Source organism: Bradyrhizobium sp. WSM4872, assembly GCF_055811715.1.
Genome location: NZ_JBVVPT010000024.1, coordinates 25,005 through 39,246 on the forward strand (window position 1 = coordinate 25,005; position 14,242 = coordinate 39,246).

Consider the following 14,242-nt stretch of genomic DNA (forward strand, 5'->3'; position numbering starts at 1 on the left):
CCGAGCTACCTACGTCGTGGGGAAATGGTCGTTGACCCGCAAGGCCATCGCTGCTCGGCGGGTTGGGATGTCGAAACCGAGCGGTAGAGCGGTATGTGACGATTTCTTTCAATGACTCACAGAGTTGGTCTATTCTGGACTTCAAAGTACGAGCGGACAGGTAGACCAGAACGGCAATGGCAAGGCGCCGAAACATCATCGCAATTCCCTGGCTGGGCTCTCTCGACAAGGCCGCAGGCCGGGTCGGACAACAACTTACACAGGCACTTCGCGAGGCGATATCAAACGGGATGTTGAAGCCGGGCGAACGGCTGCCGTCCACCCGCGCCCTCGCGGCATCGCTCCAACTCGCGAGGGGTACGGTCATCGAGGCGTTCGGTCAGCTACATGCGGAAGGCTACCTCGAGGCGCGCGCCAGAGGCGGCACGATCGTCGCCAACGTCAACGGCGGTCGCGAACTCGTCAGCCCACCGCAGGCATTCATTGCGCCGCCGCGGATCGGCCCTGTGTTGCGGGAGAACGTCGCCCGTCTTGCAGAGGTCGCGCAAGCTCTTCGGCCGCAAGGGACGGCGCCATTTGCAATCGCTCATCCGGCAGGCGCGGTCGCCCCGGATGACAAGTGGCGCCGTCTCGGTAATCGCGTCCGAGCGCTGCGCGTGGCTGCCCCGTCGGGATACATCGACCCGAAAGGATTGCCTGATTTGCGGCTCGCGATTACTGACTACGTTCGTAAAGCCCGTGGAGTGAAATGCGAGGCCGGCCAGGTCGTGATCACGGCGGGTACGCAGCAGGGTCTTTTTCTGGCTGCAACCGTTCTTCTTGCGGACGGAGACGCAGTATGGGCGGAAGACCCCGCCTATCCCGGTATTGTCGCGGTTCTCGGAAACTTCAACGTCCAGACCTCTCGCATTCCCGTCGACGCGCAGGGCATCGACGTCCACGAAGGTCTCGTCCGATGCCCGAAGGCTCGGGTCGCGTTCGTTACGCCATCGCATCAATATCCGCTCGGCATGCCGATGAGCATGGGGAGACGCACGGCTCTGCTGTCCTGGGCCCGTCAAAACAATGCCTGGATTGTCGAGGACGATTACGACAGCGAACTTCGCTACGCGGGACATCCATTTCCGTCCCTGCAGGGACTCGATCCTACACGTGTCGTCTATCTCGGGACGATGAGCAAAGTGCTGTTTTCATCCATGCGGATCGGATACGCCATCGTTCCCCTTCCGCTGGTGGATGCGTTCGCGGGCGCCCGTGCTCTTATTGACCGCCATTCTCCGACAGCCGATCAATATGTGCTCGCGCAATATATGCGCGAGGGCTATTTCGAAGCTCACATACGGCGCATCCGGGGCGCTTACGCAGAACGGCGCGTGGCCCTGATCTCCGCCATTGAGACGGAGCTGCCGTCCTGGACAGCGCTCCAACCCAGCGACCAAGGTATGCACCTGGTGCTTTGGCTTCCTGCCGGCCTCGACGACGTCAAGCTTGCCGAGCAAGCACATAAGGCCGGGCTGGTTGTGCGACCGATCTCGCCCATGTACCAAAATGCGCCTGCTCGGTTCGGTCTAATGCTCGGCTTCGGCGGCTTTTCCGTCGCGGAATTGCAGGCGGCCGCAGTCCGCCTGAAAGGTCTCCTTGAGGCATCGGTCCGCGCGAACAGAAAAGCCACACTGTCCAAGCGCCCACGGATGGAAACTGCCAGATAATATCTGGATGGCCGCGCTCAGGTCTCTTTCGCGGCAATCGGCGCTCGCCGCGAACTTGAACATTGGGTTGGGTGCTCCGCAGCGCGCCGGGAAGAACGCGCACTGATCTCCAGTTTTTGAGTCCAACTACAGCTTTCGCCAGCGGCAGACGATCGTAGGGCGAATGAGATTATCCATGCTTGCGCAGGGCCGCCGATGGGTTTGGCCCCGTCATACCCGAGGATCACAAGTAGGTCGTTGCGCCACGATTTCTCCGAGCATGTCGCTCCGTCGGATATGAGTCAGGCCTGCTCCGCTTTGGCCACAGCGGCGGCCAGCATTGCATCGCCGATCACATCCTTGCCCTGGGCCTTGAGCGCGTTCCCTGCACCGAGAATGTCCCGGACCTCTTTATTCTGACTAAGCTTCGACTTGCCAACGAGTCGTGTGATCTCGATCTCGATTCCGACGATCATCTTGAGCATCATATCGATGTAGTCCTTGGGGCTGTCAGTCATCTTCCAAGGATCGGCCTGCTTCGCCTCATGGATGCGCGTCAGCCGCGCGACCATGCCACGAACGTAACGCTCATCGTCGCGGATTGTCACGCGTCCGTACACATGAGCCACCATATAGTTCCAGGACGGGACCTGCTTCTTGAACTCGACCTTGCTCGGATACCAGTTCGGCGCGATGTAGGCATCCCCGGCGCGGAATACGATCAGCACCTCGTTTCCCGTCGCGATATCCTGCCAAATGGGATTTGCGCGAGCCACATGTGAATGAAGCACGCCCTGCTGCCCTTCCTTCGCATGCAACTCGAAAGGCAGGTGATTTGCGTCGAGCCCGCTCCTCCCGTTAGTAAAGAGGATGCCGAGAGGATTTTTGTTGATGAGATCGTGAAGCGCCTCAGGGCGCAACTCGGCGAAATGTGGGGGGACGTACATGCTAGCTCCCTGGCAATTGATGAATGCCGCGCACGCTGCTCGCAGCATCAACGGGATTTCGTTCAGACCTCAGTCATCTGGAATTCACTCTTGTCTGCGCCGCAATCGGGGCAGATCCACTCGTCGGGGACGTCTTCCCAGCGAGTGCCCGGCGGAATGCCCTCGTCCGGCCATCCCTCCCGCTCGCTGTAAACAACCCCGCAGAGCGCGCACATCCAGGTCTTGTAAACCGGTGCGCCGATCGCTGTTTCAGAGTGCAGGTGAGCGCTTTCATTGCTCATCTCGGTGGCCTATGCTGTGGAGCATTCATGACACCGATGTAGGCTAGAACTGGTTCCTTCCATAGAGCCAGTCTGCGGCATTCTTGCTGTACCAGATTGACGTCCTCTGGTTCTGGTCAAGGCCGTCAACCCGGCAGTAGGAATATCTCTCAGAGAAGACGTGCATTCCTTCTTCGAGCAGCCGAAACTGGTCATCCGACTGTTGGACAACCATGACCGCGAAGCCTTGGGTCGCTCAGTCACGCGCCGCCGCTTTCGTCGGCGCAAAGGCCTGCGAGGCGTCGGCTGTGCATTCCGTCTTCCGACAAGAGCGCAAATGAGCCAGAACCGTCCAGCGGCCGGCCGGCGGCGTTACAAATGGCTTTGTAGCGAGCCAAACGGCCGCTGCAGTCCTGAGCTTTCTGGAATTGCACTCGGGCGTGAAACGGGTCTAGCCATTATGCAAGAAGATTGGCGCCGCTAACGCCAGTTGAAACGATAATGGGTTGAGCGATGTTCAACTCGCATTGTTCCTGGTGGTGGCATTGTTTGTGGTGGTCACGCCGGGCCAGGGTCTCTTCTATATTGTGGCCCGCACGCTTGCTGGCGGCAGAAGTGAAGGGCTCGCATCGAGCGTTGGCCTGGGTACCGGAGGGCTTGTCCACGTTTTCGGCGGCACCGTCGGTCTGTCTGCCCGTGTTGTCGCAAGCGCAGAAGCGTTCACCTTCCTAAAGATCGCCAGAGGCCTATATCTCATCTGGCTCGGGATTAAGGCGTGGCGCGAGACAAGCGTCGATCCGATAGAATTGCAGACGACAGATGCGCATTCTGCTTTTCGCCAGGGCATCGTCATAGAGGCGCTCAACCCCAAGACAGCCGCATGCTTTCTCGTGTTCATCCCGCAACTCGTCGCCCCATCTGGGAGTGTCAGCATGCAGTTCATCGTCCTGGGCTCATTTCGCTCGCACTCAACACGAGCGTAGACCTGATTGTGACCTATTGGGGACAGAAGACGAGGGATGGCTTTGCAAAAAAGGCCCTCATTCTTCGTTCAGGCGCGACAGGCATCAGGCGCCATCATCTGCGGGCTGGGGCCAACGCTACTCTTCGCACGGCGCACGAGTTCACGCCGCCGAATTTCCGCGCTCGAATAGCGCGCAGAGTCTCCATTCGGCTACGAAGGACGCCTTGCCATCGGAGGTCCTTGCTTCACCGTGCAACGGGATCACGACCAGCGTCGATGCTGGTTCGACTTCGGCCGCGCTTTGGCCGTCCGGGCCGGCAGAACATGAAGGCACGCATCAACCGGCTGGGAGCAAGGCCCGCCACTGCAATCCAACGCGCTTGCCTCTGCTGCCTTTTGCTCTCGTGCTGCTGGATCTGGGTACGTGATGAGGACCGAGTTCGTGTCCACGGCCTAGAAATCGTCATCCTTCCTCGTGCTCAAAACGAGGAGTGCAGCCGGGAACGGGTGAGCGATGGCCGCAACGCCCTCCTGCCGGATCTTCAAACATCAGCATCACCCGCCCGAGCCTGAGCACCGTCGGGGTCGTCATCGAGAGCGGCCTCCCATTTCTTGCGGATTAGCGAGAAGGCGTGACATCGCTGGGATTGCCGCTAGTGTTTCGGCAAGCGCATCGCCGCGATGCTTAGATCGGCGCCAACTCGAACCATGTTGCTTCCTAACCATCGCACTGACCACCGGGCGCCTTTGGATAGTGCGGATGCCAACATGCTGAGTCGCGAAGCTGCGTGCGAGGTGGAACGGTTTCTTGACATCGCAATGGCCACAAGGAAACAGCGCTGATTTCCTTGCCGGGCCTCGCCCACGAGATTGGCGTGGGCTCGGTCCAAGTCAACGACGAGGGTCACCGGCTCGGGCTTGGCAGTTTCAAGGCTTTGGGCGGCTCCTATGCCGTCATCCGGCTCGTCTTAGAAGCAGCAACTCCGCGCCTCGGCAGGGCTGTTGACATCTCGGAGCTTCACGCACCTGAGGTGAAGGCCGTAGCACGGGGGATGACGGTATCCTGCGCCAACGGACGGCAATCATGGCAGGTCCGTAGCGCACGGCGCTCAGCTCGTGGGGGCGAACTGCGCTATATTCATTCACTCGGGCGTCAGCGATCAGCGTAGCGCAGCAATCGTCCCACATGGCGCGCAGATGATCCGCGTCAGCGGCAACTACGATGACTCCGTTGCCGAAGCATCCCGAGTTGCCGCAGAGAACGGCTGAATCACGGTGTCTGACAGGTCCTGGCCGGGCTATCCCTGGTCTGGTAATGCAGGGATCTCCGCGCTCCTGACTGAAGCACTACGACAGTTGCCCGAACCTCCGACCCACGTCTTCGTCCAGTCAGGAGTCGGTGGACTTGCCGCAGCGGTCTTGGACATTTTTCGGTGTCGTTAGGTGATAGTCGCCCGTCCTTCACGGTTGTCGATCCATCGCGCGCAGCGTGCCTGTTTGAAAGCGCTCGAACCGGGCATTGCGTCAAGGTAGCTCATGGGCAGCCGACAGTGATGGCGATGCTAGAGTGCTACGAACCTTCGCTCGTCGCTTGGCGCATCCTTTCGCGCGCAGCCGACGCTTTTATGATTGTCGATGACGAGGAGGCCGTCGGGATTATGAACCGTTTGGCCAATCCCCGGGACGGTGATCCGGCTATCGTTGCAGGCGAAAGTGGCGGGGTTGGTTGGCAGGGTTGCTGAAAGTTGCGGCCGATTCGACCTCGCGCGCTTGACTGGTCTTGAACCTGACGCACGGGTCTTCCTCATCAATACCGAGGGCGCGACGGATCCTGGCGCTTACGAACAGCTCGTGGGTCAGTCTCTGTCGCAAGTGGTCAGGAGAAGCTTGGAGGCCTAGACGCTCATGATCCGCGGCCCGTTCGGTGAACTCGTGACGGGGACGAAAGCCCAAGAGAAGGCCAAGAACGAAGGCATCCAGCGATTGATCCTACGATTGAAATCCGCCGCAGATTTCTGCTTCCAACGAGGCCCGTACGCACGTTTTCGGCACAAAAGGCATGACTTCGCCGTCTTGCCGCAAGACCAAGCGTTATGACTTTGGCGCTTTGCAGTCCAACCGCGTTCGCCTCATCGAATGATACAACAGCTTCGTTTTCTTGTTGATTCGGCACACCGGCTATGAGCCGTTTCATAATTGCGATACAGCTCTCCGAGTAATCTGTCGATATGCGTGGACTCCTGATCGTTCTCACCGGCTTTCGCGATCATATTGGCGGCACGCGGCCACCACCAAAGCGCGTTCATGCCGCGCCCGACGGCGCCCATGCCACCCGTCAATGTGCCCTAACACCACGAGGTCTGTCGGGTACGCGGTTGCCTGCGAGCGAACGCAGGGCAGATCGGGCCGGCAACAAGGGACTGCTAGGCTGATTTCGGCGCATTCTTCAGATAGACGACAGCGCGACGTCCCGCAGAGGTCAGCTCCCCCAGAGTCGTTTTTCCCGCCCGTACCGCTTGGATCAGTTGCTCAGCGACATACAGGCGGCTCTCGTGGTCACCGCCATTCGGCAGCCCCGCACAGACCTGATCCAAGACCAGGCCCATGTTCGCTTGAACCTCTCCCGTAAATTCGCTCACGCTCCATCTCTCCTTTCGAGGGATAATGCGATAAGGCTAGTGCCCTCTTTGCACTCGGTATAGCGCACATTTGCCGAGCGGTTAAAAGCCTCTCGCGTGCAGAAGTGAATTCATGGTTTGACGCGGCTTGGTATCCTCGCAATTCGCGCGGCGCTTGCGTTCGAAACGATCGCGCCGCGTTCGAAACGTCTCGTTGCGAGGAGGACGGAATCGTCCCGTACGGCTCGGATTTCCGGGCTCTCGCATTTCCCTGAGCGCCGGGCCGGCCTCATGCGGGCGCTATGGTCCTCACATGGGCGGCCATGGCCCTCTGGTTCGGCGCGGGCGGCCGTTGCGCCGCAGTTCACGCGAGACTGTCGAGTCAGCCCGCCCCAGGCGACGTCCAATCTGTTGGATCGATTGGCCCTGCACCTTTCGAGGCGCGATCTCTTCGTGCTCTACCAATGAGAGCTATTGCCTCGAGATCGCCTTTGCCGAAGATCTGAACATCGCTGGTGGCATGTCGCCCGCCTTTGGGAATAATCTGCTTCCGCGGTAGGTCGAGGGGGCGATCGGCAACATCTTGCAGATCGGCTCAACCCCACGCGCCGCACGATCATCGTCGATGCGATCATGGCTTGGACCGGCGGTCGAGCTCCGCCGTCGCAAAATAAGCGCTTGCCTTGCGCAGGATCTCGTTGGCTGGCGAAGCTCGCGGTTCTTCCGTTCCAGAGCCTTGGGCTTCTCGGCCAGCTCGGTCGGAACGCCGGCCCGCTGCCCACTGTCGATCTCGACCTACTTGACTCAGTCATGCAAGGTCTGCGCGTGCAGCCAATCTTGGCCGCAATGGAAGTCACCGTCATCCAGCGCGACCTGTGCTCGTTGGCCTGATACAGAGCTATACGACCCCCTCGGGCTCGGGCCTCGGGTGAACATTTCTCGTCGTCTTGCTTGTCATGGCTCCACCTTCTCAAGACTTGGAGCCTCCGCTAAATCCGCGGCGGCGGTTCAGATGGGCGCTCAATCCTGCAAGCGCTCAAACGCGGACGGCACGATTGAGTGAGTTTTGCTGTCAAGATGCTCTGGTCTACTCAGCTTCTGGCGGAGCGATCCGTTTGCAACCACGAGAGCACTAACGAGGATGCCCGCCAGAACGCGGCGAACTGTCGCTCGATCTTGCTGGAAAAGTGCGCTCTGCCACGAGACCGGCAGGAATTATGCGGCTCATTTGAATAACAATGCCGACATTGGCCAGAAAGGGAAGCGGAGCGGCGATTGCCGATCTCTATTCCTCGCCGCAGAGGTCGTTCATGGGCAGTCATGATCTTGTCTCCAGCAGTTTCCTCGGGCTGACCGCAGCCGGATTTGCGCTACTCTGCTCGAGCCTGCTTGTCCTCGTCTTCACATGAAGTAAGCCCCCTCGTATGGCCAGTCTCTGGTCATTCAGTTCATCGACTGGACGGACTGCTTCCCTAGACTTTGAACGCTGGCACGGCTCCAGCAGGCCGTGATGAGTATCGTAGCCGCCCGGCCAAAATCCTCGACGCGATAGCGGCCCCTGCCCGCAACCTTCGAAACAACCGTAAGCCCGTCACGCAACGCCGGTGAACTTACCCAGAAAACTGGTCTCCAGAAAGTCATTGTCCTAACCGCCGGCTCTGAACGGCATGACAGTGTTGAAGGTCGGCCGCAGCCGAGACTAACCTGGGATCTGCACCGGCAGTGCGGAATAACCGTGCACAAAATTCGATTGAACTCGCTCCGGTTCGCCGACCACATTTACCTCCAAACATCGATTCAGCATCTCCTCCCACAGGATTTTCAGCTGCAGCTCGGCAAGGCGCCTACCCACGCAGCGATGAATCCCAAATCCGAAAGAGAGATGTTGCCGTACATTTTCCCGATCGATGATGAAGCTGTTGGCTCTCGCAATGACCTCGTCATCTCGGTTGCCAGAGATGTACCACATCACAACTTTGTCGCCTCGCCTGATTCGCTTGTGGCCTATCATGAAATCGTCCACAGCGGTCCGGCGCATGTGTGCAATGGGGGTTTGGTACCGTATAATCTCGGATACCGCGCCGGACACCAGCGAAGCATCATCCCGGAGTTTTCGCATTTCGGATGGATTTTGACTCATGAACAAGACGCCCCCGGTAATTGAGTTGCGCGTAGTATCGTTACCTCCAACAATCAGCAGAATGAGGTTGCCCAGGAACTCGCGGGGCTCCATGTTTCGGGTCGCCGGTGAATGCGCCATCATCGAGATCAGGTCACCGCGCGGCTCACAATTGACCCGTTCGCTCCAAAGCCGCGTAAAATAGTCCAGGCACTCCGACAGCACCACCTTTCGCTTTTCCCAGCTGTCGATCTGGTTGCCCATTTGTGGAGTCAAGGCGGCTACGTCCGACCAGTAGGTCAGCAACCACCGATCCTGAAATGGAAAATCGAACAGCGTGGCCAGCATTTGGGTCGTCAACTCGATCGAGACCCTGTCGACCCAGTTGAAGGTATCGTTGCGCGGCAAACCGTCCAAAATCTTCTGAACCCGCGAGCGGATCAAGCCTTCAAGATTTGCCAAGTTCTCCGATTCCGCTATCGGACTGATAGTCTTACGTTGCTGAGCATGGAGAGGAGGATTCATTTTGATAAAACTGGGGGTCCAATACTCCTCCGGCGGGTCGACTATTGTGACGCTTCGCTCTGATGAGAATGTTGTGTGATTTGAGTCCACGGCTATGATGTCGCGGTATTTTGTTATCGACCAATATGGTCCGTATGGGCTGTTTTCGCAATAATGAACGGGATCTTCCCTTCGCAGCCGCTCGAAATAAGGCCAAACGGTATCATCCTCGAAGCGCTTGGGTTCGCTTACATCAAGGCGGCTCAGCGGGATATCAGTGCTCTCGCAGGCGCTTTCTGTCGATAACGCTGTCATGATTGTCTCGCTGACATTGGCTTGCACTTTTGCTGGATCAGCTGAGTGCGCTGTCTAGAGTTCGGGGGAAGCGCGCTCGAAACACGACGAGCTTGGGCGGTGCACTAACGATGTGTCACGCATGATCATGGCTGGACTTCGCGCGAGGTCCGAAATCTGAAATCATGTTACGGACTTTGGTTTGGTCCCCGTCAACGAAGAATAATGGAAAGGCGAGCGAAGCTCCCCTATCAGGATTGGGAGGCGCGCGAACGCGCCCTTTGTGGTAGTCAACATCAAGCCGCAAGCACTCGCAGCTGTGGCACCCAGCCGGTTATCGTCATTTTCTCGGGCAGGCAGCCCCTTTGCCACTCGACCACTTACATTGCCGAGGCGACGGACGTCCGAACTGGCAACAAAGTATCTTCCATGCGCTGGAATAGAAGAGAATTGGCACAGCTGAAACAGCTCTGGTCCGAGGGACAGAGTGCCGCGCAGATCGCGGGTCATCTCGAGTGCAGTCGCAACGCCGTTTGCGGCAGGCCGACTCGGTTGGGTCTCACTCGAGGTCACAAGCCACCAACAGCACAAAACCCAAGATTAGATCGGTGCCCAAGCGGAGGGCCGACGTTGATGGCTGCCCGCCGCGATCGCGTCCGAAAGAAGCTGCTGCAATAGGCGCTAAAAACGCGGCCTCAGGAAATGAGCAAGCGGCAGCTTTACGCAATCCTAGCTGAGGCGGTCAGGAATACCGTCTAGAGCTATCGGCGCCGCGATCTCCCGGGTCTAGGCCGCCGTAGTCGGTTCATTCGGGCTATTTGGTTTCGCGATTTGTGCCTATCCGACGAACAGTGGCGTCCAGTAGAACGTTCGCGGCAGGAGGGCTCGATCGTACATCAAGTCATCCAATCTCAAGAGGCCGGATGCGCTGAATTGGAGAGAAGAGAGCGTTCTGCTTATTGAGTTTTCCGGGTATGCGTTTTGGGGAAGCGCCCGCCGTCCTGGTTTGCGCGGTGTTCGGAGCTTTCGGCACACCGCGCCCAACGAACTACACGAGACCGGGTGAAGCCGCTTGATCCTCAACCACTTTCGATATCTGCGACAGGCGTGTGGAGAGCTGGACTGGGACTGAACACTCGGCAAATCATCGAGGTACGACGTTTCCGGGGGTGAGCCCGGTGGCCCTCCGACTGTGATCGGACCTTCTGGGTTTAGACGAAGGCGCGAGTTTCCTCGCCGGCTTCGATAGGTTTGAGCTGACGGCGGAGATGAAACGGAAGAAGGTGAAGCGGTGAGTACCAGATAGCTCCACTATTCGATCTTCGCCTGTTCTCCCGAAAGAACCTCCGATAGAATCGCCTGTCGTCGGGCGGCGCTATGCTTAGCGTTGGAGCGGCTTGACGAGCTGCCCTCGCGGGATATTGCCTGACGTCGTTTAAAAGGTCGGCTCCTGCGGTGCGCAGACACACGAAAACGGCTACCACCAACGTAGGTGCCTTGACGTCTGCGCAAAACCGGCGGCGCCTCTGAGGCGGCCGGCTGTTCAATTGCACCCATCCGTTCTCGCTCACCTACCCGGCTCATTTCGTCACGCCAGCTGCGCGAGAGCCGCCGATAGGAGAGTTTCGCTCGTAGCGATATTGCCGCCGAGTAACGGACGCATGAAAGGACTTCTTCTGCGAGGGATCCATGAAGACGCCCACCGACAATCCCTTCATTGGCGAATTTCACTACATACCGGGACGGAGCCAAGCGGACCCATTATTCCTGGACCGATGGGGAATACGCCACGCAGACTCAACTACCAACCTTGTCAGTTGACGGAGAATACGGGACCGTATCAATGTTGGTCATTGAACCTCGCACGAGTCAAATCGTGGAGCAGTTCGAGGTCTAGCAGCTTAAACGGCCCTGGTGGGTGTCTCGTTGCCGAAGATCAAAGATTATCAAGGCGGACGAATTGGGGACCCCGCCGTGGCTGTGTTGATTCGAGTATCTCGCTTGCAGAACTTGTTCTCTGTGTCCGAGGGGAGCGGATCGTCATCCGACAGCGCGTTTCTTCCGCAGATCGGCCGTCACGCAAGCTCCCAATTGCCTAGCGACAGTCCCGATCGCCCTTGGCAAGCAAAGGGATGCAGGACAATTCGCTTGCGACGTAAAACTTCGTAAACATGGGATAACAATCCTTGCAGACCTCGATCTTAAGCACGTATTACGATGCTCGCCTTCCTTGGTACACCATCTATCCAACTGTAGCCCAGTTCTCCAAAGCAGTCGGCGGCGACGCCTGTGAGAGATGGCTGCAGCAGCTGCCGCTTGACCAATCGGTGTCGCTCTATTTCCACATTCCGTTCTGTCGATCGATTTGCTGGTATTGTGGCTTCGCTCGAAGCATCACTCGCCGGCATTCTCCTATCCTCGACTTTTTGGGGGTTCTTCGTAAGGAGATCGATTTGGTCGCGGCGCAGGCTGCGCAACCGCTGCCTGTGAGCGACGTCCACTTCGGCGGTGGAACGCCGACCCTCATCGAGCCAACGGAATTCCGCCGGTTGATGGGGCTTCTGCGCCGATGCTTTGCGATTTCGAACACGGCCGCCATTGCTGTTGAGATCGACCCGCGCACGTTCACGCTCGCCACATGCGAAGGATTGGCGGCTGCCGGCGTGAACCGCGCGAGCCTCGGCGTCCAGAGCTTCGATCCAATTGTCCAAAAAGCCATCAACCGGGTCCAGAGTGAGGCACAAACAGAGCGCGCTGTCCAGGCGCTGCGGCAGCATGGAATCATGCGCGTCAACTTCGACCTCATCTACGGGCTGCCAAATCAGACGGTGCAGTCCTGCGTTCAGACCGCGACAACGGCGCTGGCAATGCGACCAGACCGGCTTGCGGTGTTCGGCTACGCGCACGTTCCTTCCTTCAAGAAGAATCAGCGCCTGATCGACGAGGCAGCGCTGCCAGACAGCCATGCCCGTGCAGAACAAGCAGCCGCGATGGCCAATACACTGACTGCAGCGGGCTACCGCCAGATCGGACTCGACCATTTCGCCTTGCCGCACGATGAGCTCGCGCTGGCGCAGAAAGCCGGTCGCCTGCGGCGGAATTCACTCGGTTACTCCGCCGACACCTGCAATAAAGTGATCGGCTTCGGACCGTCGGCGATCGGCCGGCTTGGCGAGGGTTACGTCCAGAACGAAGTTACAGCGGGTTCCTACAGCGGCCAAATCAACGCCGGCCGTCTGGCGACGTCAAAGGGCTACTGTCTCAGCCTTGAAGACCGCGTCCGGGCCGCGATCATTGAGCGGCTAATGTGCGATTTCGAGGTGGACGTGCCGGCAATTTGCGCTGCTCATGGATTTGACCCGATCGGCTTGCTCGGTTCAGGCGAACGCTTGGCAATGCTCGCTGAGGATGGGATCGTCGAAATGGAAAAGGGATTCCTCCGCGTGAGGCCGGAGCATCGTTTTCTCACCCGGGCTGTGGCAGCCGCATTCGATTGTTACTTTCGCGCCCCCTCTGTTCAGACCAGCCAACGCAATGATTGGATGAAATGAATCACGTTTTGCTGCACGCGCCAGCAAGCCTGAGGAATGCGTTCGCTCATCTGGCACACTCACAACCAGCTCCAAATCGATCAGCGACGCCGTGCGAAGCTGTGCGGCGGAGAGTCGCCCTGACCTGCGCCGCGAAGACAAGCTGGACGCACTGCTGCCGGGAATTGGACGCCCCGACAACAACGCTCCTCGCTCAAGCAGCGTGACCCTACATCTCGACAAGTTTCATCCCATCACCGCCATTAGCCGTGTAGCCAAGGATCTCGATGGGGACGACGACTGGTTGCGCGACGCCGCCAACCAACTGGAGATCGAGAACTGATCATCTTATGTCGTCGAGATGATGACATCTCGACGTTTAGGGACTTCCGGATCGAAAACCCTGATCGAGCTCGTCCGGATGGACAAGGACATCTGACCCTTGGCTCCGGCGGTGGCAGCCGAAATCATGCGTGATACGGCGCAAAGGATATTCGAGCGCCACAACTACAACCAGATCCGGCGGGATCACGGTCTTCGAAAAGATCGTTCCCTGTAAGAGCTTCGCGCGACGTGGATCGAAGCAAACGCCAAGAATTCACCCGCCGACGCTGCGATACCGATCGGCCGGGAACGCCGGGGCTGTGGAGTCGAGCGACACATTAGCTACGATTCACGCAGCGACAGCCGACCTCCCGCTCAGTCAACTACCAAACCTAGCAATTGATGGAGACGACGGAGACATGCCAGTCAGTGGCGGTGAAATTCGCTCGGGCCACATAAGAAGTCGCCGCGCGATTTCATCGATCAATGGAGCTGATGAATGTCTTGCCTCGTCCTCCCCAGGTATCAAACTGTCTCCAATCGTGCCCTCCATCTTCCTCTAAGAGCCACTCGAGGGTTTGTGGCGGCGAGTTTACGGGCCGCCAAGGATGTTAGCCCCTTCTGCCTGCCCGTGCTTCATCCCATCGACCGAGCAGCGAGCGGCGTTTCTTGGATCGGGCGTGTTGTTCTGCGAGCCCCGCTATTGCCGCTGCTCTCTGTTGAAAACTATTCTCCTTCGTTTTGGCAGCGGGTTTGTCGCAAGGTTCCTGGGCTCCGTGTATCGGCCACCAATCTCTTGCTAGCGAACGCGCACACCGAGCAGCCCGTTAATGTCTCGACACCCTCCAGCAGAAGCTCGCCTTGATTAGCGATCGAGCGACTGGGTTGTTTTGCGCTGTGTACCCACACGTAGGCCAAGCGGCGCCGCTGTGGTGATAGCGCGCAAGGTGGGTCTCGCTGACATAGAGAGGCCGCCTGGTGTCAAGCGTCTCCC

General features: G+C 58.6%; 9 protein-coding genes, 3 pseudogenes and 1 other annotated feature. Of the genes and pseudogenes, 6 read left to right on the top strand and 6 right to left on the bottom strand.

Translation table 11 applies throughout. From position 1 onward, the window contains the following. The first annotated feature begins 176 nt into the window (after nucleotides 1–176). Complete coding sequence (gene pdxR / locus AC0L3C_RS26490) at nucleotides 177–1,709, top strand: MocR-like pyridoxine biosynthesis transcription factor PdxR (protein WP_473409362.1); 1,533 nt, start codon at nucleotides 177–179, stop codon at nucleotides 1,707–1,709. A gap of 281 nt (nucleotides 1,710–1,990) precedes the next feature. Here pdxR and AC0L3C_RS26495 read toward each other — a convergent pair whose 3' ends face one another. Continuing rightward, nucleotides 1,991–2,635, bottom strand: a complete 645-nt coding sequence (locus AC0L3C_RS26495; protein ID WP_473409363.1) for an FMN-binding negative transcriptional regulator — start codon at nucleotides 2,633–2,635, stop codon at nucleotides 1,991–1,993. A 62-nt stretch (nucleotides 2,636–2,697) separates the two neighbouring features. Beyond that, a complete protein-coding gene (locus AC0L3C_RS26500) occupies nucleotides 2,698–2,916 on the bottom strand; it encodes a rubredoxin (RefSeq protein ID WP_085357752.1) in 219 nt (72 codons plus the stop codon). Nucleotides 2,917–3,401: 485 nt separating this feature from the next. On the opposite strand from AC0L3C_RS26500, the gene AC0L3C_RS26505 reads away from it, so the two are divergent. Both AC0L3C_RS26505 and AC0L3C_RS26510 read left to right on the top strand, forming a co-directional pair. Further along, nucleotides 3,402–3,878, top strand: a complete 477-nt coding sequence (locus tag AC0L3C_RS26505) for a LysE family translocator (protein ID WP_473409364.1) — start codon at nucleotides 3,402–3,404, stop codon at nucleotides 3,876–3,878. A 689-nt stretch (nucleotides 3,879–4,567) separates the two neighbouring features. Then, nucleotides 4,568–5,758, top strand: a pseudogene (locus tag AC0L3C_RS26510) (diaminopropionate ammonia-lyase). Nucleotides 5,759–6,282: 524 nt separating this feature from the next. Here AC0L3C_RS26510 and AC0L3C_RS26515 read toward each other — a convergent pair. From AC0L3C_RS26515 to AC0L3C_RS26530, 4 genes and pseudogenes are all read right to left on the bottom strand, one after another. Then, complete coding sequence (locus AC0L3C_RS26515; RefSeq protein ID WP_473409366.1) at nucleotides 6,283–6,498, bottom strand: hypothetical protein; 216 nt, start codon at nucleotides 6,496–6,498, stop codon at nucleotides 6,283–6,285. Between the two features lie 318 nt (nucleotides 6,499–6,816). Next, nucleotides 6,817–7,029, bottom strand: a pseudogene (locus AC0L3C_RS26520) (helix-turn-helix domain-containing protein); the annotation flags it as partial. 3 nt (nucleotides 7,030–7,032) lie between these two features. Beyond that, nucleotides 7,033–7,451 (bottom strand): annotated as a pseudogene (locus AC0L3C_RS26525) (IS3 family transposase); the annotation flags it as partial. Continuing rightward, nucleotides 7,042–7,154 (bottom strand) — a sequence feature (AL1L pseudoknot). (Overlaps the previous pseudogene by 113 nt.) A 725-nt stretch (nucleotides 7,452–8,176) precedes the next feature. Next, on the bottom strand, nucleotides 8,177–9,415 hold the full coding sequence (locus AC0L3C_RS26530) for a cytochrome P450 (RefSeq protein WP_473409367.1): 1,239 nt from the start codon (nucleotides 9,413–9,415) through the stop codon (nucleotides 8,177–8,179). A gap of 408 nt (nucleotides 9,416–9,823) precedes the next feature. On the opposite strand from AC0L3C_RS26530, the gene AC0L3C_RS26535 reads away from it, so the two are divergent. The 3 genes from AC0L3C_RS26535 (at nucleotide 9,824) to AC0L3C_RS26545 (ending at nucleotide 13,267) form a co-directional block, all read left to right on the top strand. After that, complete coding sequence (locus tag AC0L3C_RS26535; protein WP_231190940.1) at nucleotides 9,824–10,072, top strand: GcrA family cell cycle regulator; 249 nt, start codon at nucleotides 9,824–9,826, stop codon at nucleotides 10,070–10,072. A 1,508-nt stretch (nucleotides 10,073–11,580) separates the two neighbouring features. Continuing rightward, nucleotides 11,581–12,945: an oxygen-independent coproporphyrinogen III oxidase gene (gene hemN / locus AC0L3C_RS26540; RefSeq protein ID WP_473409368.1), complete on the top strand. Its 1,365-nt coding sequence runs from the start codon at nucleotides 11,581–11,583 to the stop codon at nucleotides 12,943–12,945. 91 nt (nucleotides 12,946–13,036) lie between these two features. Beyond that, nucleotides 13,037–13,267, top strand: a complete 231-nt coding sequence (locus AC0L3C_RS26545; RefSeq protein WP_473409369.1) for a hypothetical protein — start codon at nucleotides 13,037–13,039, stop codon at nucleotides 13,265–13,267. Nucleotides 13,268–14,242: the final 975 nt, after the last annotated feature.